This window comes from Streptomyces sp. CC53 (genome assembly GCF_001865245.1).
Lineage (GTDB): Bacteria > Actinomycetota > Actinomycetes > Streptomycetales > Streptomycetaceae > Streptomyces.
Genome location: NZ_MKXB01000164.1, coordinates 23706 through 46946 on the forward strand (window position 1 = coordinate 23706; position 23241 = coordinate 46946).

Sequence of the window (23241 nt, forward strand, 5' to 3'; positions counted from 1 at the left end):
CGCCCCGGAGCCGCTGACCGTGCCCGCGCCCCGCGAAGCGCCCCCAGCGCGGGCGGCCGCCGCGCCCGTCACGGCCCGGCCGCCCGTGGCGGAGCCCGCCCCCGTCCGGCCCGCCACCGACGGGTTCGTCCCCGACTGGGACCGCTTCCGCGACCCGGAGCCCGCCCCGGCCGCCCCGCGGATTCCCGCGGCCCCCGCGGCCCGCACCACCCCGGCCACGCCGATTGCTCCTGTGCTCCCCGCGGCCCCCTCCGTCCCGGCGGTACGCGTGGCACCCCCCGCGCCCGTCCCGACGGGCCACCCGGGCCCTGCCGCCCCGGAGCACGCCGCCGGCACCCGCGTGCCCCGCCGCACCCTGCCCGGCCGCCTGGCCGACGCCCCGCACGGCACCTTCCTCGACCGCCGCATCGACGCGCTGTCGGGCGAGGACCGGACGATCGTCGCCAGGGGCGAGTACTTCTACGAGCCGGTGATCGAGGAGGCGTCGGGCTCCCGCATCAAGTTCGACGGCCGCTGGTACCTCAACTTCGCCTCGTACAGCTACCTCGGGCTCATCGGCCACCCCTACGTCGACGACCAGGCCCTGCGGGCCGTCGAGCAGCACGGCACCGGCGCCCACGGCGTGCGGCTGCTGGCGGGCACCCTGCACCTGCACCGCGAACTGGAGCTGGCCCTCGCCCGCTTCCTCGGCGCCGAGGACGCCATCGTCTTCTCCAGCGGCTACATGGCCAACGTGGCCACCGTGGGCGCCCTCGTCGGCCCCGGCGACACCGTCATCGGCGACGTCTACAACCACGCCAGCATCCTCGACGGGTACCGGCTCTCCGGGGCGAAGGTCGTCACCTACGCCCACAACGACCTCGCCGACCTGGAACGCGCCCTGCGCAAGGCGGACGGCGGCGGCCGGCTCGTCGTCACCGACGCCGTGTTCAGCATGGACGGCGACGTGGCCGACCTGCCCGGCATCCTGGAGCTGTGCGAGCGGTACGACACCCCGCTCATGGTCGACGAGGCGCACAGCCTGGGCGTGCTGGGCGACACCGGCCGCGGCATCACCGAGCACTTCGGCATCGACCCGGACCGCGTCGACGTCAAGATGGGCACCCTCTCCAAGACCGTGCCGAGCGCCGGCGGATACGTCGCGGGCTCCCGCGACCTCGTCTTCGCCCTCAAGAACAACGCGCGCGGCTGGATGTTCTCGGCGGCGGCGACGCCCGCCCAGGTGGCGGCAGCCAAGGCCGCCGTCGAGGTGATGGAGGCCGCGCCGTCCCTCACCCGGCAGCTGCGGGCCAGGACCACCCGCTACCGCGACCGGCTGCACGCCCTCGGCTTCGACACGCTCGCCAGCGAGACGCCCGTCGTGCCGCTCATCTGCGCCACCGCCGACCAGGCCGTGGTCATGGCGCGGCTCTGCCAGGAAGACGGGCTCTTCGTCCAGCCGATCGTGTACCCGGCCGTGCCGCGGACCCTTCCCCGGCTGCGGACCATCGTCAACCTCAGCCACAGCGAAGCCGACCTGGACGCGGCTGTCGCGACGCTGGAGAAGGCCGGCCGCGCCTGCGGCCTCATCCACTGACCGACCGGGCCCGCACCCGTCCGGTCCCCGGGACCGGCGGCACCCGTGCAGGCACCGACCGACGTACCGCGAGCAAGGGGGATTCGACCATGAACGACACCACGGCGTTCTTCGGAGCGGTTCTGAAGACCATCGCCTCCACCCGCAACCACGGCAGCGACCCGGCGGAGTTCGCGTCCGGCGTGGCCGAGCCCGCGGCGCGCATCCGCGCGCTGGAGAAGGAGATCGGCGAGAGGGGCCTGAGCCCCGCCGAGGCCGAGCAGGTACTCGCCCTGCTGGAGACGACGCTGCGCACCAAGCGCACCCCCGACGAGGAGCGCGAGTACTACCTCCAGTACATCGAGAAGGTGTCCGGCGTCAGCCGCGCCTCGCTGGGAGTGTCCGGCTGGTGAGCGCCGCCCGTCTGGCGTGGTTCAGCCACGAGATCTGCTTCTGGCACGACCCCGGCGCCGGGTCGGGGTACGTGCCGGTCGGGCCGGGCGTCGAACCGCTGCGGCAGTTCGCCGTCGACCCCGACCTGCGGCGCGCCGAGGGGCTGGTCAAGGCCACCGGGGTGATGGACCACTTCACCGCCGTCACCCCGGAGCCCGCCACCGACGAGGAACTCCTCCTCGTGCACGTACCGGGTCACATCGAGCGGGTGGAGGCCGCGTCGGCGGCCGGTGCGGGCGACGCCGGCGTGTACGCCCACGTCAACTACCACAGCGCGCGGGCGGCCAGGCTCGCCGCCGGAGCCTGCGTCCAGGCCGCCACCGGCGTCCTGGACGGCAGCTTCGACCGCGCCTACTGCCTGGTGCGCCCGCCCGGCCACCACGCGGAACCGGACCGGGCGATGGCGCTGTGCCTCTACAACAACCTGGCGGTGGCCGCCCGGGCCGCCCAGCGCCACGGGGCGCGCCGGGTGCTGGTCCTCGACTGGGACGTCCACCACGGCAACGGCATCCAGCGCATCTTCTACGAGGACCCGGAGGTCCTCTACGTCTCCGTCCACCAGGACGGACTGTTCCCGGCGGCGTCCGGTCTCGTCATGGAGACCGGCGCCGGCGCCGGGGCGGGCGGCACGCTCAACGTGCCGCTGCCCGCCGGCTCCGGTCACGGCGCCTACCTCGCCGTCATGGAGCGGATCGTGGAGCCCGCGGCCCGCGCCTTCCGCCCCGACCTGATCCTGGTGGCGGCGGGCGTGGACGCGGGGGGCCACGACCCGATGGGCCGGATGATGTGCACCAGCCGGACCTTCCACACCCTGGCCTCGGCGATGTGCCGGCTCGCCGACGAACTGACCTCCGGCCGGATCGTCTTCGCCCACGAGGGCGGCTACTCGGCGTGGTACCAGCCGATGCTGGTGCTCGGCACCGCCACCGGGATCGCCGGTCTGCCGGCGCCGGAGGACCCGTTCCTGCACTCGCTGGAGCACCTTCCGGGCCAGCGCCTGCAACGCCACCAGGAGCGGGTGATCCGGCACCTGGAGGAGCACCACCCGCTGCTCGCCGGCCGCCCGGCCGCCGGGCGGCCCGTGCCGGCCGGGCGCTCCGCGCCCGGGGACGCGGGGCCCGGATGAGCGGCTGGTGGATGAGGGTGGGCAGCGGTGCCCGGCGGCCGCCCGGCGGCCGGGGGGCCGGGCACCGGGTCCGCCCGCGGTTCCGGCTGGTGGCGCTCCCGCACGCCGGGGGCTGGCCGTCCGCCTTCCGCTCCTGGTGGCAGGTGCTGCCCGAGGACGTCGAGTGCGTCGTCGCGCAGCTGCCCGGCCGCGGCGCGCGCATCAACGAGCCGCTGGTGAACCGGGTGGAGCCGATGGTCGACGCCCTCGTCCGGGGGCTGGCCGAGCTGGAACCGCTGCCGTACGCGGTCATCGGGCACAGCTTCGGCAGCGTGCTCGGGTACGAACTCACCCGCGCCTTGGAGGAGAAGGGCCTGCCGCCGACCGTTTTGGCCGTGTCGGCGCGGCAGCCGCCCTGCTTCCCCAGCGAGCCGCCCTTCGCCCACCTCAGGACGGACGAGGAACTGCTGGAGCACCTGATGGACATGGGCGGGATGGCGCCGGGGCTGATGCACCGCGCCGACCTCGTCGGCCCGTCGCTCCGGGCGATCCGCGCCGACCTGGAGGCCATGGAGACGTACGTGCGGCCGCGCTCCGGCACCCGCGTCCCCATCCTCGCTCTCGGGGCCGTCGACGACCCGGTGGTGATCGGCGACCGGATGCACCTGTGGACGCTGGAGACCTCGGGCGGCTTCGACCACCGGACTTTCACCGGCGGCCACTTCTACCTCTACACCCCCGCCAACGCGGCGGCCGTGGCGGCGCTCCTGCTGCCCTCGGACGCCGCCGCGCCGTTCCCCGCGGCACCCCCACAGGCCCCGCCCGGCCTCCACGCCGGGCACCGATGAGCACCCCCGAAAGGAACCACCCTTGAGCACCGACGCCGAAACCCCCGCACAGGCAGGGCCACGCGAATGGCTGGGCCTGGCTGTCCTGGCCCTGCCGACCCTGCTGCTCTCCATCGACGTGAGCGTGCTGCACCTCGCCGTGCCGCACATCAGTGCGGCCCTGGACCCCTCCGCCTCCCAGATGCTGTGGATCATCGACATCTACGGCTTCCTGATCGCGGGCTTCCTGGTCACCATGGGCACCCTGGGCGACCGCATCGGCCGTCGGAAGCTGCTGCTGATCGGCGCGGCCGCGTTCGGTGTCGCGTCGCTGGCCGCCGTCTACGCCGACGACCCGGTCCTGCTGATCGCGGCGCGGGCGGCGATGGGCCTCGCCGGGGCCACGCTGATGCCCTCCACCCTCGCTCTGATCATGAACATGTTCCACGACGCGCGGCAGCGGGGCGTGGCGATCGCCGTCTGGGTCACGATGTTCTCCGTGGGCATCGCGCTCGGCCCGGTGGTCGGGGGCGCCATGCTGGAGTACTTCTGGTGGGGCTCGGTCTTCCTGCTCGGCGTGCCGATCATGGGACTGCTGCTCGTGGCCGGTCCGCTGCTGCTGCCCGAGTACCGCGACGAGGAGGCGGGCAGCCTCGACCTGACGAGCGTGGCGCTGTCGCTGGCGGCGATCCTCCCGGTGATCTACGGCCTGAAGGAGATCGCCAACGACGGGTTCGGGGCGGTCCCGGTCGCCGTGCTCGTCGTGGGCCTGGTGGTCGGCGTCCTCTTCGTCCGCCGCCAGCGTGCGCTGGAGAGCCCGCTGATGGACCTGGCCCTCTTCCGCACGGCCACGTTCCGCACCGCGCTCGTGACGCTGCTGCTGAGCATGCTGGTGGCGGGCGGCACGTACCTGACGGTGACGCAGTACCTCCAGCTCGTCGGCGGCCTGACGCCCATGACGGCGGGCCTGTACCTGCTGCCGGCGGCGTTCGCGCTGATCGTCACCGCCGTCGTGTCCCCGATGGCGGCGAGCCGGTTCCGGCCCGCGTACGTGGTGGCCGCCGGTCTGGTCGTCTCGGCGGTCGGCCACCTCACGCTGAGCATGGCCGACAGCTCCTCGGGCATCGCGCAGGTGGTGACCGGCTTCGCCTTCGTGTACGCCGGCGGCGGTCCGCTGATCGCGCTGGGCACGGACATCGTCGTCGGGTCGGCCCCGCCGGAGCGGGCCGGTTCCGCCGCGGCCCTCTCGGAGACCAGCACCGAGCTCGGCATGGCGCTGGGCGTGGCGCTGCTCGGCAGCCTCGGCGCCGCCCTGTACCACGCCGGGGTGAAGGTGCCCGAGGGTGCTCCCGAGTACGCCGGGGAGTCGCTGGCCGGGGCCGTCGACGCGGCGCAGGGCCTGTCCGCCGAGGCGGCCGCCGGTCTGCTCGCCTCCGCGAAGGACGCCTTCACCGACGGCCTGAACGTCATCGGTGGCATCGGGGCCGTCGTGGCGGTCGCCTCCGCCGTGCTGGTGGCGGTCGTCGTGAAGCTGCCCCCCACGGGTGCGGGCGGCGGTGACGCCGAGGGCGCGGCCGACGGCGCCGTGCCGGCCGTCGGCGCGGACGCCTGACGGCTCCTCCGCTGCTCCGCCCGGGAGGGCGGCCCCGGTCCGGCCCGCGTCGCTGCGACGCGGGCCGGACGCGTCATGCCCCGGTGCCGGAGCCGTCCTGGTAGGCGTCGGCGTACTCGTCCGACGGGGGGATGGGCGTGATGACGTCGACCAGGACGCCGTCCGGCGCCGCGACGATGAAGTGGCGCTGCCCGAAGTCCTCGCTGCGCAGGTCGAGTGCGACGGGGAGGCCGGCCTGCTGCACCAGCCGTTCGTACTCGGCGTCGACGTCCTCCACCTCGAAGTTCAGGAGCAGGCCGCCGGCGGGGCGGCGGTAGCCCTCGGGCACGGTCGGGTGGACCGCGGACACCAGGGCCAGTTCGTGGTGGGGCGGTTCGGGCCGGCGGAGGCTGACGTACCAGTCACTCGTGTAGGTCGTCTCGAAGCCGAAGTGCGCGCGGTAGAAGGCCACGGAGGCGTCGATCTCCTCGGTGCAGAGCACCGGGTAGAAGCCGGTCAGGGCGGAGGACGTCATAACGGCACTTTCTGGGTGAGTGGGGGGTCGTCCGTCTCAACGAGCGCCGCACCCGTCCGTCACGCCGACGCGTGACCTCCGCCCCGCCGGCTCGTTGTACCTGGGGGACCGCGTTGACATACCTCAGGTATGCGATTAGCGTCGTCTGGCATACCGTTGGTACGTGAGCGGAGCCCTCTCCATGCTGACCAGCTTCTGTCCGGTGATCTGCACCTCGCGCATGGACGAGTCCCGCCTCTTCTACAGCAGACTCTTCGGGCTCACCGCCACCCGGACGACGCCGTGGTACACGGCCCTGACCCGGCCCGGTGAACGGCACCACGAACTCGCCCTCCTCGACCACACCCACCCCGCGCTGCCCGAGTGGTTCCGCACGCCCCTGCGCGCGGTGCGGCTCACCCTCACCGTGGACGACGACGCGGAGGCGTGGGAGAGGCTGGCCGCCCACGGGGCCGTGGACGGCGGGGACCTGCGGCGCGCCGTCGTCACCGACCCCAACGGGGTCCGGATCGACGTCGTGGCGGCCTGACCCGCCACAGGCGCCCGCCGCGGGCGGTCGGACAGCCCGTCACCCGGCCTTCAGCGCCGCCAGGATCCCCGTCAGGGCCCGCCGGGTGGCCTCCAGGTCGGCGGAGTCCTCCGACGTGGCCAGCCACAGCGCCGCCTCGTTCATGGCCCCCGACAGCAGATGCGTCAACGGCGCCACCGGCTGCGCCGGGATCGTTCCCTCGCGCAGCAGGGTGTCGAGGGCGTCGGCCAGGTGGCGGCCCGAGGTGGCCTCGGTCATCGCCCGCCAGGGCCGCCAGCCGAGCACCGCCGGTCCGTCCACGAGCATGATGCGCTGCACCGAGGGGTCCGTGGTGGCGTCGAGGAACGCGTGGCAGCCCGAGGTGAGCTGGTCCCAGGAGTCCTCCTGGGCGTCCGCCGTCGCCGCGACGAGGGCGGCGACCTCCTCCTGGACCTCTTCCAGCACGGCCCTGAACAGCGCGGCCTTGCTCTCGAAGTGGTGGTACAGCGCCCCCTTGGTGACGCCCGCCGCCTCGACGACCTCCGACAGGTGGACGGCGGCATACCCCTGCGACGAGAAGAGGCGCCGGCTCTCGCGCAGCAGGGCCTTGCGCGTCTGCTCCCGCTGCTGCGCCCGAACCCCGTTCCTCATCGCGCCCCCCGTCTCCGGCCTGCTGCACCCTCGTGCAGACGGTACTCCGTGTCCCTCGGGGCCCGACGACCCGCGTCCCACCGCGACCGCTCCCCCCGACGCGCCGCCCGCACGGCCGGCGCTCCGTCGCCGACGGCCGCCGACCCGGCCGTGCCCTGCCCCGCACCGTGGCGGCGGGGACGGACGGCGACCCCGCTCGGACGATGCCGGAGGCCGCACCTGAGTGGCCGTCAGCCACGACAGGAGTATGGCACTTCGCGTCATCTGGCGAAATGCGTCCCTCTCGACGAGGTCGCGGGACCGGGGGTTTCCCCCGGTCCTCTCGCGCATAGGCTTGGCACCGACCGGAAGCACGGCGGCACCTCCCCGGCGCAGCCGTCGGCGCACACGGCGGCGGGGGCGCGGGCGAAGTCCGCCGTCCGTCGCAGCGGCCGGTCGGACGACGGGGACTCGGCACCGGGGGACGGGGGAGGACGTGGAAGGGCGACGGGAAGCCGCACCGGGCGCGGCGCAGGAGCACGAGGGCGACGGTCACGAGGCCCCCGCAGCCGGCGAGTGCCACCTCTGGCACGTGCCCGTACGCCCCCGCCCCCACTGGCTGCCGCTGCTGGACGAGGAGGAACGCGCAGCCGCCGCCCGCTTCCTCAACGGCCCCGCACGCGAGGTGTTCCTGACCTCCCGAGCGGCCCAGCGCCTTGTCGGCGCTCACTACCTCGGGCTGCCGCCCGACCGCGTCGTGATCAGCCGCGACTGCGTGCACTGCCAGGCCCGGCCCTCCCGGCCCCACGGCCGGCCGCGCTTCGCCCACCAACCCCCGGCCCCGGTCGACTACTCCGTCTCGCACACGGTGCAGCACGTGTTCATCGCCGTCACCGGACACGGAGCCGTCGGCGTCGACATCGAGACGGAAGCCTCCCTCCGCGACGTGGACGCCCTGGCCGGGACCGTACTGACGCGGGAGGAGCAGCAGGAGTTCGCGGCCCTGCCGGCCCGCGACCGGCCCCGCCGCCTGCTGACCGCGTGGACGCGCAAGGAGGCCGCGATGAAGCTCACCGGCCTCGGGCTGCGCGCCGACCCCCGCCACCTCGACGTGCGCGGACCCCTGGTCTGCGCCGGGCCGGTCGCCGGATGGCCGGACACCCCGGTCCACCTGTACGACCTGCCGGCTCCCGAAGGCCATGCAGCGGCGCTCGCCGCGACGACTCCGGTGACCCGGGTACGCACCCGCGAACTGCCGGGAGACCCGGGAGGCGGCCCCCCGTCCGCCGAGCCGGCGCCGTAGCGGGGACGGGCGGGCAGACCGGGGCGAACGGACCACGGCGCCTCCCCGGCCGGCTCACCCGGCTGACCGCTCCGGCTTCAGGGAGGCCCGGTCGCTGACGGGGGACGGCGGAGCCTCCCTCCCGTCGGCGGAGGGCAGGAACGTCACCTGGGGCGCGCCCGTGCGCGGATGGACCGCGACCTCGCTCGCCACGCCGTACACGTCGGCCAGCAGGCGGGGCGTCAGGATCTCGGCGGGCGGGCCCGACGCGGTGACCCTGCCGTCGCGCAGGACGTAGAGGCGGTCGCAGTAGTACGCCGCCAGGTTCAGGTCGTGCAGGGCGACCAGGACGGTGGCCGGCAGCCGCCGCAGCGTGCCGAGCACGTCCAACTGGTGGCGGATGTCCAGGTGGTTGGTAGGCTCGTCGAGGACCAGGAGCGACGGCTGCTGCGCGAGGGCGCGGGCGATGAGCACCCGCTGCCGCTCGCCCCCGGACAGCCGGTCGAAGGGGCGGTCGGCCAGTCCGGTGGCGTCCACCGCCGCCAGCGCCGAGCCGATCAGCTCGGCGTCCTCCGGGGTGTCCCCGTCGAGCAGCCGCTTGTGCGGGGTCCGGCCCATCGCGACGACCTCCCGCACCGACAGGTCGAACGCCGCGCCCGACTCCTGCACCACGGCGGCCACGGTGCGGGCCAGCCGGCGCACGGGCAGGGCCCACGCGTCGGCGCCGTCCACGGTGACCCGTCCGGTCTCGGGGCGCAGGATGCGGTAGACGGCGCGCAGCAGGCTGGACTTGCCGCTGCCGTTCGGTCCGACCAGGCCGATGACCTCGCCGGGCCGGGCGGTCAGGGAGACGTCCTCGACCAGGCGCTGCGCGCCCGCGGTGAGGGAGACGCCGTCGATGACGAGTTCGGTGGCGGTCATGCCCCTCCTCGGTCGGTGGCCCGCCGGGCGTCCCGGCGCATCAGCCACAGGAAGAACGGGCCGCCGCACAGGGCCGTGAGCACGCCGACGGGGATCTCCAGGGGCGCGGCGACGACCCGTGCGGCGATGTCGGCCCAGATGAGGAAGACCGCGCCGCCCAGCGCGGCCGTAGGCAGGACCCGGCGGTGGTCGCCGCCGACGAGGAGCCGCACGATGTGCGGAAGCATCAGGCCGACGAACCCGATGGGTCCGCAGGCCGCGACGATGACACCGGTGACGAGGGAGAGCAGCACGAACATGCGGGCGCGGAAGCGGGCCACGTCCAGCCCCATGGTGGTCGCGGCCTCCTCGCCCGCCAGCAGCAGGTTCAGGTGGCGCGCGTGCACCATGAGGACCCCGGTGCCCAGGAGCAGGGCGGCGCCGGGCAGCCACAGTGTGCCCCAGTTGACGCCGCCGAGGCCGCCGAGGGTCCAGGCGAGGACCGCGCGGGCCTCGTTGCCCCGGTCGGTGGTGAGCAGCAGCAGGTCCAGTACGGCCGTGAGCACGGCGGCGATGGCCACCCCGGAGAGCACCAGCCGGCCCGAGGTGATCCGGCCCCCCGTGCGGGCCGTGGTGTAGACGAGCAGCAGCGCCCCCAGCGCGCCCGCGAACGCCGCCACCGGCAGCGACACCGGTCCGAGCAGGGTCACCCCGAACACGATCACCATGACGGCGCCCAGGGACGCACCGGACGAGACGCCGAGCAGGTACGGCTCCGCCAGCGGGTTGCGGATCAGTGCCTGCAGGGCGGTGCCCACCACGGCGAGCCCCGCGCCGGCCACCGCGCCGAGCAGCACGCGGGGCGCGCGGACGTCCAGCACGATGGTTTCCCGAGCCCCCGACCAGTCGGGCTCCGCCCAGGGTGCGCCCAGCGCGTGCGTCACGATGCCCCACACCTGCCCGGGCGGCACGTGCACGGAGCCGAAGGCCAGTCCGGCCGTGACGGACACCACCAGCAGGGCGGCCAGGACGACCAGGGTGGCGGTGAGGCCCGCGGGGCCCCGTCCTCCGCGGGCCCGCCTCGCGGCGGGCGGGGTGTGCTCGGTGGGGGAGTCGGCGCGGGTGGCCGAGGGCGTCACGCGAACTTCTCGGGGTGGATGCCGCGGGCCAGGTCCTCCACCGCGTACGCGGACCGCACGCCGACCAGCGTGGCGGTCAGCGGCAGCACGACGAACCGCTTGTTCCTGATGGCGGGGACGTCCTTGAGGGCGGGCTGGGCGAGCAGGAACTCCTTCTTCTGCTCGACGCTTCCGGAGCCGGCGTAGTCGTAGATCGCGATGACCTCCGGCTTGCGTGCGACGACCTGTTCCCAGGAGGCGTCGCCGAACACCTCGTCCAGGTCGGCGAAGACGTTCTTCCCGCCGGCCAGCCGGATCAGTTCGGTGCCGAGGCTCTTGCCGCCCGCGGTGAAGGCGGACTTGTCGCCGCTGTCGTACACGAAGACGGGCACCTCGGGTGCGCCCTTGACGGCGGCGGCTGCCTCGCCGATCTCCGCCTGGAGCTCGGCGACCAGCTTGTCCGCCCGGTCGGGCACGCCGAAGATCCGGCCGACCGTGCGGACCTCGTCGTAGGTGTCCTGCATCGTCACCTGCTTCTTGCCGCAGTACTCGCGGTTCAGGTGGGTGTCGATGCCGGCGTCCGCGAACGCCTTGCGGGTACGGCCCTCCTTCTCGTCGAAGGCGCTGCCGTAGCCGCCGTAGACGAGGTCCGGCTCGGCGTCCAGGACGGTCTCGAAGGACGGTTCCCGCTCGGCCAGTTCGGGGATGGCGGCGAAGTCCTGCTCCAGTTCGGGGAGGACCGCGGAATCGGGGAAGGCGGTGCCGACCATGCGGTCCTTCAGGCCCAGCGCCAGCATGAGCTCCGCCGGGTGCTGGTGGATGGTGACCACGCGGGCGGGCGGCTTGTCGTACGTGGTCTTCACACCGCAGTTGTCGATGGTGACCGGGAAGCCCTCGGCCGACGGCGCCGCGGCCTTCGGGTCCGCTGGGGTGTCCTTCGCCGAGCCGCATCCGGCGGTCAGCAGGGCGGCCGACAGGGCGACCGTCGCGGCGGCGGCACGCAGGGCACGGCGCCGGCGGGCAGGGGTGAACAGCGGGGGACGGGACGTGCCGTCGTACACGTGAAGCCTCCTGGGGAGTCCGCGCTCCTCGGATCGGGCCCGCGACAGGCCAGTGTCCTGACTCCCGGATCGACGCTCCGCCCCCTGGCCTTCCCGCGCGGCGCGCAGTGGCGTACGAAGGGGTGCACTCCCCGGTCACAGTGGCGGGACCGTGCCGGATTCGCACCGGCTTCCTGATCTCCCGTCGCGGTGATGACCCGTTGATCCTACGGTCTGCCCGGCCGGCGTCAAAAGGGCGTGCGCAGCCGCCCGCGCGCCCCCGTGTCCTCCGTCACGCCTCGCGGACCGCCCGCAGCACCAGCCGCTCGGCGCTCCCGTCGTACGGGCGGCCGTCGAAGCCGCCGAAGACCTCCACCCGGCCGAAGCCCGCCTCCTCCACCATCCGCCGCAGCTCGACCGCGCTGTACACGAACCACACCAGGGTGGCCCGCGTCACCCGCTCGCCCCGCACCAGCACCCAGTCGCTGCGCAGCCGGGCCCAGTCGTCCAGCACCGTGTCGGTCTGCACCAGCAGGTCGTCGCCGCGCTGCACCACCTTCGGCGGGGTCACCTTCCGGGCCAGCAGTTCCTTGCCCGCGAGGTCCAGGACGAGCGTGCCGCCCGGCGCCAGACAGGTGTACATGGTGCGCAGCACCCGGGCGTTGTCGGCGGGGTCCTCGAAGTAGCCGAAGGACGTGAACAGGTTCAGGACGACGTCGAAGCCGCCCGGCTCCTCGTACGCCCGCGCGTCGGCCTGCACGTACGCGGCCTCGGCGCCCGCGTCGGCGGTGCGCTTGCGCGCCCGGTCCAGCATGGCCGGGCTCAGGTCCACGCCCGTCACGCGGTGGCCGCGCAGCGCCAGCGGCACGGTGAACACCCCCGGCCCGCAGCACAGGTCCAGCACCCGGGAGCCGGGGGCGAAGGACAGCAGCGGAGAGCCGTCGAGCACCTCCGCGGCCTGCGCGTACCGCTGCTCGGAGAAGAGGAAGTCGTGGAACTCGGTCCAGAAGTCATCGTCCTGGAACCCGCCGGTCCGTGTCATGAGGGGTCGGTGCTCCTTCGTCGTCGTGTGCGGGGAGGGGATTCGCCCCGCGGTCGCGCAGGGCCAGCAGCAGCGGGGGCAGCAGCAGGCACTGCGCCGCGGCCAGCAGCCAGAACCAGCCGGTGTCCCCGGCCCGTTCGCCGAACCCGTAGAGGTGGCCGCCCAGCAGCCCGCTCGCGCAGGCGCCGAGCCCCGCGGCCAGCCGCTGCTGCCCGAAGACCACCGCGTCCGAGCGGGAGCTGCGGCGCAGCGCCTCCAGGTCGTTCTTCAGGAACAGCACGATGTCGCCCAGGGTGATCAGCGCCCCGCCGGCCAGCAGCGCCGGACGGGTGCCGGCCGCCAGGACCGCCAGCCCGCCGGCCAGGCCGGCGAAGCCGACCGCGAGGGCCGCCGCGTACGGCATGCGCTCGATCAGGCCGGAGGCGAGCGGCTGCACGACGATGACCAGCGCGAAGCAGAGCAGCAGCACCAGGCTGTAGAAGGTGCCGGACGCCCGCTCGACGGCGTACACCGCCAGGTAGTGCTGGAAGTGGAAGTACAGGTAGAACGCCAGGGCGTTCGCGGCGAACGGCAGGGCCGCCACCCCGGCCAGCAGGCCCCGCCCCGCCGCCCCGCCGCCGGGCTGCTCCCGCCCGCCCGCCGCGGGAAGCCGCGCGTGGCCCGCGGTCACCAGCACGAACAGCGCGGTCACCGCCGCGAACAGCCAGCCGGGCGAGGACAGCACGAACGGCCCGGCGACCAGCGGCCCCACCGCCATGCCCGCGTTGAGGGCGGCGTTGCCCGCCGACAGGAACGCCGGACGGCGCTCGTCGGCCACCCCGTGCACCAGGTACGCCTTGTTCGCGGGCAGGTACAGCGCGGCCCCGCAGCACGTCAGGATCAGCGCCCCGACGGCCAGCGGCGGCCACCGCAGCGCCAGCAGGAAGCAGGCGAACCCGGCGGTGCGCACGAGCAGCGCCCACAGCATCGTCCGGCGCAGCCCGATCCGGTCCGCCAGGGCTCCGCCCGCGATGCCGCCGGAGAACTGCACGAGCGACGCGGCGGCCAGCACGGCACCCACCGTGCCGAGCCCCATCCCGAGCCGCTCGTGCAGGAACACCGACATGAACGGCAGGACCATGAAGCTGCCGAGCGGGATCAGGAACGAGCTGAGCAGCAGGAAGCGCAGCGGGCCGTCGAGCGACGACAGCGCGGCCCGCAGGCCCTCCCCGCCCGGAGCATGGTCAGCCACCCGACGCCCCGCCGGCGGCGTCCCGGACCGGCACCGGCTCGGTGAGCACCGTCAGCGCGTTGGCGGCGGCGACCGCGCGGTGCGTGGCGAGCTCCGCGGTCTCCGCCTCCGCGTAGACGATGCCCGCGTACCCGCGGCTGTCGGCCAGGTGCTCCACCCGGTCGCCGACCGACCTGACCGGGTACCAGGCAGGCGACCCCGGCATGTCCGCCAGCCGCTCCAGCCCGGCGACACCGGTGAACACCCCGGGCGCGGCCGGGTAGCCCAGCACGAAGGCGACCGCCGGACCGCCGGGCAGGTCGGCGTCCATCAGGCGGGGGCGGCGGCCGAGCGCCGCCTCGACCAGCGCCTCGTACACGTTGGCGCCGAGCGCCCGGCACATGCCCTCGCCGACCAGGGCGCCCCCGATCCGGGGGTTGACCTCCACGACCTCCGGGCCGCCCGCGGTCAGGACGAACTCCACGTGCGCGAAGCGGTCGGTGTAGCCGATCGCCGCGAGCACCTCGCCGAGCCACCGCTCCAGCCCGGCCCGCCGCGCCTCGGGGAAGGCCACGGGGAACGCGGTGATCTCCTCCCGGAAGTGCGGCTCCGGCGACATCAGCCGGCTGGAGACGCCCAGCAGCCGTGTCCGGCCGGCCCAGGTGAGGGTCTCGGCGCTGTACACCGGCCCGCTGAAGTACGGCTCCGCGAACAGCCGCCCCTTCAGCTCCCGCCCGGCCGCCTCGCGCAGCGCCGCCCCCAGCTCCGCCTCGTCGCGGACCAGCCAGACGTTCTGGCTGCCGGTGCCCGCCGTGTCCTTCAGGACGGCGGGCAGCCCGACCTCCTTCGGCAGCACCTGCGCGAGCTCCGCCGCCGGCGCCTCCACGGCACGCCCGCGCGTCAGCCCCGCCTCGTGCAGGCGGCCCCGCACGGCCGCCTTGTCGCGGGTGAGCCGCAGGACGGCCGGATCGAGTCCGGGCAGGCCGAGGCGTTCGGTGAGCGCGGCGCCGACCGTCGTCCAGGTGTCGGTGGAGCTGATCAGCCCGCGCAGGCCGGGCATCCGGCCCAGCAGCTCCGCCACGCCGTCCACGTCGAAGGTGTCGGTCTCCACCACGTCGAGCGCGTCGGCCGGGAGCCGTTCCAGCTCGTACGTGTAGAAGGAGCGGTCGCAGGTGAGCAGCGTCAGCCGCTCCCCGAGCGCGTCGGCGGCCCGCACCAGGTGCCCGAGGCCGAAGGTGAGGGACTCCAGGGAGACGACGGTCATGCCGCCCGCTCCTTGCGCGGGGCCGGGTGGGCGGCGCGCCGCCAGGCCATCGTGGACCAGGGCATGGACATCTCCTCGGGTGCGGTGATCTCGACCGGTTTCAGGGCGGTGGGGTCCGGGGCCTCCGCGTGCCGGGCGAAGACCCGCTCGACGTAGCGGTGCCCGGTGTCGGCGCCGATCACAAGGTGCAGCCGGTCAGGGTGTCGGCGGGCCTCGTGCGCGGCGGCCAGGTATCCGGCGCCGGTGGACAGCCCGGCGAAGACGGCGTGGTCGCGCAGCAGCGCCACCGTGCCCGCCATCGCGTGGGTGAAGTCCAGCCAGTGCACGGCGTCGTAGAGGTGGTGGCGGACGTTGTCGAAGGCGATGGACGACCCGATCCCGGCGATGATCGCCTCCGGGTCGTGGTGGTCCTCGCTGCCGAAGGTGACGCTGCCGAAGGGCTGGACGCCGACCAGCCGCACCGACGGGTCCGCGGCGCGCAGGCGTTCCACGACGCCGCCGGTCGAGGCGCCGGAGCCCACCCCGCCGACGACGGTCAGGGCGGCTCCGGGGAAGGCCGCGCTGATCCGGTCGGCGACCTCGTGGTAGCCGAGGTAGTGCACGGCGTCGTGGTACTGCCGCATCCAGTGCCAGTCGGGGTGGCCGGCGAGGACCTCCTTCACCCGCCGTACCCGCAGCTCCTGGTCGAGCTTGAGGTTCTCCGAGGGCCTGACCTGCTCCACGGTGGCGCCGAGGATCTCCAACTGGGCCCGTGTGGTGGTGTCGACGGTGGTCGACGCGACGATGTGGCAGCGCAGGCCGTGGCGGTGGCAGGCCAGCGCCAGCGCGTAGGCGTAGATGCCGCTGGAGCTGTCCACCAGGGTCTGCCCCGGCCGGATCGTGCCTTGCTCCAGCAGGTGGCGGACGGCGGCGAGCGCCGAGTAGACCTTCATCGACTCGAACCGGATCAGGACGAGCCCGTCGGCGAGCCGGACGAGGTCGGGGACCTTCAGTGCGTCGGCGATGTGGGGGTGGATCACCCGTAGCCTCCTTGGGCGAAGGAACACTGGTGGCCGAGCGAGTGGAAGAACGCGGACAGTTCCGACTTCAGGGCGGCGTCGAGGCGGCGGGGGAAGAGGTAGCCGATCAGGCAGCCCGTGTGGGCGACGAACACGCCGTCGGCGCCGAACCGCTCGCGGTGGGCGAGCAGGGCGTCGAACGCCGCCTTGGGCAGTACGTCCTGCGACAGGGCGGCGCTGGTGGTGGCCGCCCGGGCCACGGTGGCCGGGTCGCCGGAGGCGAAGCCCTTCAGCAGGTCGGTCAGGCACCGCTCGTACTCCTCGCCGCGCCGCCGGTAGTGCGCCAGCAGCAGGCCGGTCACGGCGGCCGTGTCCACCGTCCCGGGCTCGGTGACGTAGGCGGTGTGGAAGCCGAGGTCCGTGCCGAGCCGCCGGACCACGCGGTGGCGTCCGCTGAGGTACAGGGCGAACTCGTCGAGGAACACGCTGTCGGCCCGCTCGACCGCCGCCAGGACCCCGAGGACCACGTCCGTGTCGTACGGCAGGGCGAAGAGCCGGAACAGGCAGCGCAGAGTCGCCACCATGTCGGCGGTGGAGCTCGCCATCCCCACCCCCACCCGCAGGTCGGAGTGGGTGCTCCAGCGGCCGGGCGGCAGCACCAGACCGAAGTGCTCCAGGAAGAGCCGGACCGCCGCCGCCGACTTCTCCCCGAGGGGCAGCGGGTCGGGCTCCTCGCTCCCCGGGGTGAAGTGCACCCAGGAGTGGCGGTCCACGGGGAACGACACCACGGCGATGTCCGGTTCGGGGCCCGCCCGCAGCGGGCCCTGGTACAGCTCGCCGAGGGTGCCGTGGCACACGCCGGACACCGTGCGTCCCGGGGGCCGCCGCGCCCCGAGGGCCGCTCCCGCCGGTGTCAGCACCGGCAGGTCGCGTCCGCCGCGGGGCCGGCCGGCCGGCATCCGGCGCGGACGACGGGGACTCGCGTGGTCACGGGCATGTCCTCCTCCTGGTCCCGGGCCCCGGGGGCGACCGGGCAGGAGGAGCGGCGCGGCGGGTGCCGTGTAGCCGTCCGTACCGCCGACCCAGTCCTCGAGGCCACCGCGTACAGCCCGCTGTCGGGAGCGGGCGCAGTGGCAGGTCTTCGGACTCGTGGGCACGCCCACCGGGTTGTCCGGCGGGCACCTACCGGCCGTCGCTTCCCCGGCCCCGGCGAGACGGGGCCCAGTGCTGGTGACGGCTGTCGTTCCCACTCACCGCTGCGGGACAGTCCCGGATTCCCACCGGGTTCCCTCTTGCGTCGCGCCGCCCGGAGGCGTGGCCGGACGGGAGGCGCGAACCGACTGCTGGCCTCAGCGTAGGGCGGCGCGCGCCCGCGCGGCAGGGGCGCACCGCCGGTTGTCCGGATGCGATCGGTCCGAGGGGCGGGCACGGGCGCCCCGACGTGCCACGGCCGACACGTCGGCCACTCTGGCCGGATGTGCTCTCGGATGCTCCGGGCGTCCCGGCCACACTGGGTGGCCGACGCGGCACCCGCACACCGCCCCCGGTGTCCCGCGCACAGGAAGGCACGGGATGCTGCCCGACACCACCTCCGAGGACGGCGGCACGACCGCGCGGCCCGCCCCCGGCCGGCGCACGGACGGCCGCGCCGCCCTCGGCGCCGACCTGCGGGCCGCGCTGCCCGACGCCGTCACGGCGGTCGCCGTCACGGCGGCCGTCTTCGCCTTCCTGTACGCGCGCATGGCGTCCGGGGAGTCGGCGACGGTCGCGGTCATGCCGTTCATGGACGACCCCGGCACCTACTGGATGTACCTGCTCAGCCAGGCGTTCGGCTGGTCGGGCCTGCTGTGGGCCTGGGGCACCGTGATGCTCGGGCTGCTGCTGTCGGGGCCGCGCCCCGCCCGGCTGCCGGTGTCCCGCCGCCTCCTCGAACGCTGGCACCGCACCACGAGCCTCACCACGATGGCCCTGATGTGCGCGCACGCGCTGATGTTCGCGGCCGAACTCGTCCGCTACGACGACCGGTCGGCGTGGACCACCCGGCTGTGGGCGGGCTTCGCGGACACGTTCGTGCCCGGCTGGTACGACTCCGGCACCGGCCGGATCGCCATCCCCCTCGGTCAGGGAGCGCTCTATCTGGCCATTCCACTCGGCCTGCTGTTCTACGTCCGGCACCGCATCGGGGCCAGCACGTGGCGCCGGCTGCACCGCTTCGTGATCGTCGTGTACGTGCTGAGCGTCTGGCACACCCTGCTGTACGGCACGAACGTCTGGTACGGCGAATGGCCCCGCACGATGCTGTGGCTGCTGCAACTCCCCGTCGCGGCGCTGCTGCTGATCCGGCTGCTGCGGCCCGCCCGGCGCGCCGAGCGGCTGGGCCCGCCGCGGGCGGACGCGGCCCTGCCCGGTTGGGCGGCGCGGGCCGCGGGCCGGGTGGCCGCGGCGGCGGTCGTGGTGGCCCTGGTCGTCGTGGCCGCGTCCGGCAGGGACGGCGGCCGCGACCGCCCCGACGACCCGCCCCCGGCGAGCCCGCACGCCCACGAACCCGGCTGACAGTGAGGATGCGTCGTGGTGACGCCGCGGGTGGGCCCGCCCCTCCCACTGACGTACGTCCCGCACGACGCCCTGTGGCCGGCCGGGGCGGGAGGTGTGACGGTTCGTTCGCTGCGCTCTCGAACCGAACGAAGGCCACCGCGCGCTGCGCGCGGTGGCTGCGCTCCCGCTCCGCGGGTGCGGCGATGGCGCGTACCGGCGCTGACACCCCGTCACGGGCGAACATATGATCGTCCGCCATGTCCCATGAAACGGCTCATGACGCCGCGGCCGACCTCGGGCTCGCGGACCAGGCGCGGGCGTTACGCGAAGGCGGGGTGACCGCGACGGAACTCGTGCGCGCCTGCCTCGACCGCGTCGAGGCGACCCGCACCACCCTCAACGCCTTCCGCTGCGTGCGGGCGGAGGAGGCCCTCGCCGAGGCGCGGGAGGCCGACCGGCGGCTCGCGGCCGGCGACCCGGCCCCGCTCCTCGGTGTGCCCGTCGCCGTCAAGGACGACACCGACGTGGCGGGGCTGCCCACCCGCTTCGGCACCGCCGGCGCCGTCCCGCCCGCGACCGCCGACGGCGAAGCCGTGCGCAGGCTGCGCGCCGCGGGCGCCGTCGTCGTCGGCAAGACGAACTCCTGCGAACTCGGCCAGTGGGCGTTCACCGAAGGCCCCGCCTTCGGCGCCACCCGCAACCCGTGGAACCTCCGCCACACCCCCGGCGGCTCCTCCGGCGGCTCCGCCGCGGCCGTCGCCGCCGGGCTCGTCCCGGCCGCCCTCGGCTCCGACGGTGCCGGCTCCATCCGCATCCCCGCCGCCTGGACCGGCCTGGTCGGCATCAAGCCGCAGCGGGGCCGGGTCTCCGTCCACCCGTACGACGACTGCTTCGAGGGCCTGACCGTGAACGGCCCGCTGGCCCGCACCGTCGCCGACGCCGCCCTGCTGCTCGACGCGGTCTGCGGGGCGCACCCCCGGGAGGGCCTGCGGCTGCCCGCGGTCGACGCCTCGGCCGCCGCGCGCCGCGACCCCGGCCGGCTCCGGATAGCGCTCGCCTGGAAACCGCCCTTCACCGCCACGCCCGCGCCCCTCCACCCCGACATACGCCGGGCCGTCACCGGCCTCGCCGACACCCTGGCCCGGCTCGGCCACGCCGTGGAGGAGGCCGGGCCCCGCTACGGCCTCATCGGCCTCGGCTTCCTGCCCCGCGCCACCGCCGGCGTCGCCGCCTACGCCGACCGGCACCCCGAACCGGCGCTCCTGGACCCACGCACCCGGAGCACCGCACGCACCGGCCGCCGCCTCCGCGGCCCGCTGCTGCGCGCGGCCCGCGCCCGCGAGGCCGCCCAGCACCGCCGGGTCGGCGCGTTCTTCGCCTCGTACGACGTCGTCCTCACTCCCACGACGGCGTCCCCGCCGCCCCGCGTCGGCCTCTTCGACACGATGAGCGCCTGGCGCACCGACACCATCATGGCCGCCGCCTGCCCCTACACCTGGCCGTGGAACGTCCTCGGCTGGCCCGCGGTCAACGTCCCCGCGGGCCTCACCGGCGCCGGGCTGCCGGTCGGCGCCCAGCTCCTCGGACCGGGCGGCGGCGAAGAGCGCCTGATCTCCCTCGCCGCCCAGCTGGAGGGCGAGCTGCGCTGGCAGGAGCGGCGGCCGCACGGCCTGGAGCAGCTGTGGGCCGGCCGGGCGCCGTGACCGGGGCCCGACCGGCGGGCCGCGGCGGGAGGTGGGCCGGCGGGCACGCGGCATGATGTGATGGACATATGATCGATCAGCTGCTGGACGACGCCTTCCTCACCGCCGCCGAGGACGCGGTCCGTGCCGCGGCCGCCGCGGAGGTCATGCCGCGCTGGCGGCAGCTCGCCGCGCACGAGGTCACCGAGAAGAGCGGCCCCCACGACCTGGTGACCGTCGCGGACCGCGCCGCCGAGGAACACCTCACGGCGTCCCTCACGGCCCTGCTCCCGGGCTCCGTGGTGGTGGGGGAGGAGGCCGTGCACGCCGACCCGCGCGTGTACGAGGCGGTGCGCGGCGACACGTACGTGTGGATCGTCGACCCCGTGGACGGCACCCGCCAGTTCGTCCACGGCGACCCGGGCTTCTGCACCCTCGTGGCGCTGGCCCGGCACGGGGAGCTGCTGGCCTCCTGGACCTTCGCCCCCGCCAAGGACGAGATGGCCGTCGCGGTACGGGGCCGCGGCGCCCGGCTGAACGGCGCCGAGCTGCACGCCGGAGCGCCGCGGCCGGACGCCCCGCTGCGGGTGGCCACCTCCCACCCCGACTACACGACCCCCGACCAGAAGCGCGCCCTGCTGGGCCTGACCACGTCGGGCGTCGACCCGCGGCCCTGCGGCTCGGCCGGCCTCGCCTACCTCGCGGTGGCCCGCGGCGAGCTGGACGCCCTGGCCTTCTCCTGGGAGTACGCCTGGGACCACGCCGCGGGACTGCTGCTGCTCACGGAGGCGGGCGGCGCCCACGTCACCGTCGGCGGCCGCCCGTTCAGCATCACCGGCGGCAACGTACTGCCGTTCGCGGCGGCCCGGGACGCCGCGACGGCGCAGCGGGTGCGCGGGCTGATGGCGGCGCAGTAGGGCAGGGAGGCGCGGGCCGGCCCGCGCCTCCCTCAGGTGCCCGTTCGGGGCCCGCACCGGCGGGGGAGGGGCGCGCCCGCGCACGGCGCACCCGACCGGCCCGCCCCCGTACCCGCGCGACGGGACGTGCGGTGCGCTCCCGCCCCGGACACGCGCCTGTCCGACCCCGTACGGCCCGCGGTCGGCACCCGCCGTTGCGCGCTCGGCCGCGGGCAACTGCCGTCCGGGCGCCACCGTTCGGGGCGCCGCGGCATATCCTGGCGCTCTTGCCGTGCTCGGCCGGAAGGCCGACGAGGATGGGCGAAGGAGGGGCGAGGTGCCGTCGATGCTGGACGCCGTCGTCGTGGGCGCGGGCCCCAACGGACTGACCGCCGCCGCGGAACTGGCCCGCCGGGGGTTCTCGGTGGCCGTCTTCGAAGCCAAGGACACCGTCGGCGGCGGAGCCCGCACCGAGGAGCTCACCCTCCCGGGCTTCCGCCACGACCCCTGCTCGGCCGTGCACCCGCTGGGCGCGGGCTCCCCGGCGTTCACGGGGATGCCCCTGGACCGGTACGGCCTGGAGTGGCTGCACGCGCCGCTCCCGATGGCGCACCCCTTCGACGACGGCACGGCGGCCGTGCTGGCCCGCTCCGTCGCCGAGACCGCCGCGTCGTTCGGGCCCCGGGACGCCGGCGCGTACCGCCGGCTGGTCGCCCCGTACGCCGGCAGGTGGGACACACTCGCCCGGGACTTCATGTCGCTGCCCGCGACCGCCCTGCCCCGCGACCCCGTCCTGCTGGCCCGCTTCGGCCTCACCGGTCTGCCGCCCTCCACATGGCTGATGCGCCGCTTCCGCGACGACCGGGCGCGTGCCCTCTTCGCGGGCCTCGTCGCCCACGTCATCGCGCCGCTCGGCGGACTCGCCACCGGCGCGATCGGGCTCGTCTTCGCGCTCGCCGCCCACGCGGGCGGCTGGCCGCTGCCGCGCGGCGGCTCCCAGGCGATCTCGGACGCCCTCGCCGGGTACGTCCGCGCGCTCGGCGGCACCCTCCACACCGGCTACGAGGTGAAGCGCCTCGACGACCTGCCGCCCGCCCGCGCCTATGTCTTCGACACCTCCCCGACGGCCCTGGCCCGGATCGCCGGCCTCGGCGGCCTCTACGACGGCTACCGCTACGGAGCCGCCGCCTTCAAGGTCGACTACGCCCTGTCCGGCCCCGTCCCGTGGACCGCCGAGGAACCCCGCCGCGCGGGCACCGTCCAGATCGGGCCGAGCAGCCGCGAGATCGGCACCGCCCTGCGGGAGGCGTCCGACGGGACCCCGCCCCGGGTGCCGTTCCTCATCACCGCCCAGCCCAGCCTGGTGGACCCCTCCCGCGCCCCCGAGGGCAAGCACGTGTTCTGGGCGTACGGGCACGTCCCGCACGGCTGGCAGGGCGACCTCACCGAAGCGATCGAGCGCCAGATCGAACGCTTCGCCCCCGGCTTCCGCGACCTCGTCCTGGCCCGCGCGACCGCGGGCCCGCCCGAGCTCGCCGCCCGGAACGCCAACTACGTGGGCGGCGACATCGCCTGCGGCGCCGCCCGCGGCCTGCAACTGCTGCTGCGGCCCCGCCTCACGCTGCGCCCCTACAGCACCCCCCACCCGGCGGTCTTCCTCTGCTCGTCGGCCACCCCGCCCGGGCCCGGCGTCCACGGCATGTCCGGCCACAACGCCGCCAAGGCGGTCTGGCGCCACCTCCGCAGCACCGCCTGACCCGTCCGACCTGACCCCAGGAGACCCCGTGACCGAGCAGCCGCCCGCCGTGCGCCTCGTCCAGGGCGACATCACCCGCCAGCGCGTGGACGCCGTCGTCAACGCCGCCAACTCGTCCCTGCTGGGCGGTGGCGGCGTCGACGGAGCCATCCACCGCGCGGGCGGCCCCGACATCCGCGCGGACTGCCGCGCCCTGCGCGCATACCACTACGGTCGCGGGCTCCCCACCGGCCAGGCCGTCGCCACCACCGCGGGACGCCTCCCGGCCCGCTGGGTCATCCACACCGTCGGCCCGGTGTACGCCGAGGACGAGG

Annotated in this window: 22 protein-coding genes and 2 riboswitches; of the genes, 12 read left to right on the plus strand and 10 right to left on the minus strand. The window is 75.1% G+C overall.

Annotated features, from left to right (window positions below):
* The 5 genes from BJP40_RS19900 to BJP40_RS19920 all read left to right on the plus strand — a co-directional run.
* Positions 1 to 1576 (plus strand): aminotransferase class I/II-fold pyridoxal phosphate-dependent enzyme (locus tag BJP40_RS19900; RefSeq protein ID WP_143065976.1); only part of this gene is annotated, 1576 nt, incomplete at its 5' end.
* A gap of 89 nt (positions 1577 to 1665) precedes the next feature.
* The gene (locus tag BJP40_RS19905; protein ID WP_071271085.1) at positions 1666 to 1968 is read left to right on the plus strand and encodes a hypothetical protein; all 303 of its coding nucleotides are present in this window, start codon (positions 1666 to 1668) and stop codon (positions 1966 to 1968) included.
* The gene (locus BJP40_RS19910) at positions 1965 to 3134 is read left to right on the plus strand and encodes a class II histone deacetylase (RefSeq protein ID WP_071281525.1); all 1170 of its coding nucleotides are present in this window, start codon (positions 1965 to 1967) and stop codon (positions 3132 to 3134) included. The genes BJP40_RS19905 and BJP40_RS19910 overlap by 4 nt, the downstream gene beginning before the upstream one ends.
* An 89-nt stretch (positions 3135 to 3223) precedes the next feature.
* Complete coding sequence (locus BJP40_RS19915; protein ID WP_256220775.1) at positions 3224 to 3961, plus strand: thioesterase II family protein; 738 nt, start codon at positions 3224 to 3226, stop codon at positions 3959 to 3961.
* Positions 3962 to 3983: 22 nt separating this feature from the next.
* A complete protein-coding gene (locus tag BJP40_RS19920) occupies positions 3984 to 5552 on the plus strand; it encodes an MFS transporter (RefSeq protein ID WP_071281527.1) in 1569 nt (522 codons plus the stop codon).
* Between the two features lie 73 nt (positions 5553 to 5625).
* On the opposite strand, the gene BJP40_RS19925 is transcribed toward BJP40_RS19920, so the two are convergent.
* On the minus strand, positions 5626 to 6066 hold the full coding sequence (locus BJP40_RS19925; RefSeq protein ID WP_071281528.1) for a VOC family protein: 441 nt from the start codon (positions 6064 to 6066) through the stop codon (positions 5626 to 5628).
* Positions 6067 to 6229: 163 nt separating this feature from the next.
* Between BJP40_RS19925 and BJP40_RS19930 the strand changes: the two genes are divergently transcribed.
* Positions 6230 to 6595 carry a VOC family protein gene (locus BJP40_RS19930; RefSeq protein ID WP_226962366.1) on the plus strand — a complete coding sequence of 122 codons (366 nt, stop codon included), beginning with the start codon at positions 6230 to 6232 and terminating at the stop codon, positions 6593 to 6595.
* 39 nt (positions 6596 to 6634) lie between these two features.
* On the opposite strand, the gene BJP40_RS19935 is transcribed toward BJP40_RS19930, so the two are convergent.
* Positions 6635 to 7225, minus strand: a complete 591-nt coding sequence (locus BJP40_RS19935) for a TetR/AcrR family transcriptional regulator (protein ID WP_071270487.1) — start codon at positions 7223 to 7225, stop codon at positions 6635 to 6637.
* A gap of 475 nt (positions 7226 to 7700) precedes the next feature.
* Here BJP40_RS19935 and BJP40_RS19940 point away from each other — a divergent pair, with 475 nt between their 5' ends.
* Positions 7701 to 8507 carry a 4'-phosphopantetheinyl transferase superfamily protein gene (locus BJP40_RS19940; RefSeq protein ID WP_071281530.1) on the plus strand — a complete coding sequence of 269 codons (807 nt, stop codon included), beginning with the start codon at positions 7701 to 7703 and terminating at the stop codon, positions 8505 to 8507.
* A 54-nt stretch (positions 8508 to 8561) separates the two neighbouring features.
* Here BJP40_RS19940 and BJP40_RS19945 read toward each other — a convergent pair whose 3' ends face one another.
* From BJP40_RS19945 to BJP40_RS19980, 8 genes are all read right to left on the minus strand, one after another.
* Positions 8562 to 9407: an ABC transporter ATP-binding protein gene (locus BJP40_RS19945; protein WP_071281531.1), complete on the minus strand. Its 846-nt coding sequence runs from the start codon at positions 9405 to 9407 to the stop codon at positions 8562 to 8564.
* A complete protein-coding gene (locus BJP40_RS19950) occupies positions 9404 to 10525 on the minus strand; it encodes an iron ABC transporter permease (protein WP_071281532.1) in 1122 nt (373 codons plus the stop codon). Before BJP40_RS19950 ends, BJP40_RS19945 begins: the two co-directional genes overlap by 4 nt.
* Positions 10522 to 11565 carry an ABC transporter substrate-binding protein gene (locus tag BJP40_RS19955; RefSeq protein ID WP_071281533.1) on the minus strand — a complete coding sequence of 348 codons (1044 nt, stop codon included), beginning with the start codon at positions 11563 to 11565 and terminating at the stop codon, positions 10522 to 10524. Before BJP40_RS19955 ends, BJP40_RS19950 begins: the two co-directional genes overlap by 4 nt.
* A 29-nt stretch (positions 11566 to 11594) precedes the next feature.
* A riboswitch (cobalamin riboswitch) is annotated at positions 11595 to 11781 on the minus strand.
* A gap of 55 nt (positions 11782 to 11836) precedes the next feature.
* A complete protein-coding gene (locus BJP40_RS19960; protein ID WP_071281534.1) occupies positions 11837 to 12586 on the minus strand; it encodes a class I SAM-dependent methyltransferase in 750 nt (249 codons plus the stop codon).
* A complete protein-coding gene (locus tag BJP40_RS19965) occupies positions 12555 to 13817 on the minus strand; it encodes an MFS transporter (protein WP_071281535.1) in 1263 nt (420 codons plus the stop codon). Before BJP40_RS19965 ends, BJP40_RS19960 begins: the two co-directional genes overlap by 32 nt.
* Entirely contained in the window at positions 13810 to 15060 is a 1251-nt protein-coding gene (locus tag BJP40_RS19970; RefSeq protein WP_071281536.1) for an ATP-grasp domain-containing protein, read from the minus strand. The genes BJP40_RS19965 and BJP40_RS19970 overlap by 8 nt, the downstream gene beginning before the upstream one ends.
* Positions 15057 to 16079 (minus strand): cysteine synthase family protein, encoded by a 1023-nt coding sequence (locus BJP40_RS19975; RefSeq protein ID WP_071281537.1) that lies wholly within the window; start codon positions 16077 to 16079, stop codon positions 15057 to 15059. The genes BJP40_RS19970 and BJP40_RS19975 overlap by 4 nt, the downstream gene beginning before the upstream one ends.
* Complete coding sequence (locus BJP40_RS19980) at positions 16076 to 16915, minus strand: hypothetical protein (RefSeq protein ID WP_226962365.1); 840 nt, start codon at positions 16913 to 16915, stop codon at positions 16076 to 16078. Before BJP40_RS19980 ends, BJP40_RS19975 begins: the two co-directional genes overlap by 4 nt.
* A gap of 278 nt (positions 16916 to 17193) precedes the next feature.
* Positions 17194 to 17352, minus strand: a riboswitch (cobalamin riboswitch).
* Positions 17353 to 17630: 278 nt separating this feature from the next.
* On the opposite strand from BJP40_RS19980, the gene BJP40_RS19985 reads away from it, so the two are divergent.
* The 5 genes from BJP40_RS19985 to BJP40_RS20005 all read left to right on the plus strand — a co-directional run.
* Positions 17631 to 18611: a ferric reductase-like transmembrane domain-containing protein gene (locus tag BJP40_RS19985; RefSeq protein WP_071281538.1), complete on the plus strand. Its 981-nt coding sequence runs from the start codon at positions 17631 to 17633 to the stop codon at positions 18609 to 18611.
* A 239-nt stretch (positions 18612 to 18850) separates the two neighbouring features.
* Positions 18851 to 20296 (plus strand): amidase, encoded by a 1446-nt coding sequence (locus BJP40_RS19990; protein ID WP_071281539.1) that lies wholly within the window; start codon positions 18851 to 18853, stop codon positions 20294 to 20296.
* Positions 20297 to 20364: 68 nt separating this feature from the next.
* Positions 20365 to 21192: an inositol monophosphatase family protein gene (locus BJP40_RS19995; protein WP_071281540.1), complete on the plus strand. Its 828-nt coding sequence runs from the start codon at positions 20365 to 20367 to the stop codon at positions 21190 to 21192.
* A gap of 316 nt (positions 21193 to 21508) precedes the next feature.
* The gene (locus BJP40_RS20000; protein ID WP_071281541.1) at positions 21509 to 22927 is read left to right on the plus strand and encodes an NAD(P)/FAD-dependent oxidoreductase; all 1419 of its coding nucleotides are present in this window, start codon (positions 21509 to 21511) and stop codon (positions 22925 to 22927) included.
* A 28-nt stretch (positions 22928 to 22955) separates the two neighbouring features.
* Positions 22956 to 23241 (plus strand): macro domain-containing protein (locus tag BJP40_RS20005; protein WP_177204428.1); only part of this gene is annotated, 286 nt, incomplete at its 3' end.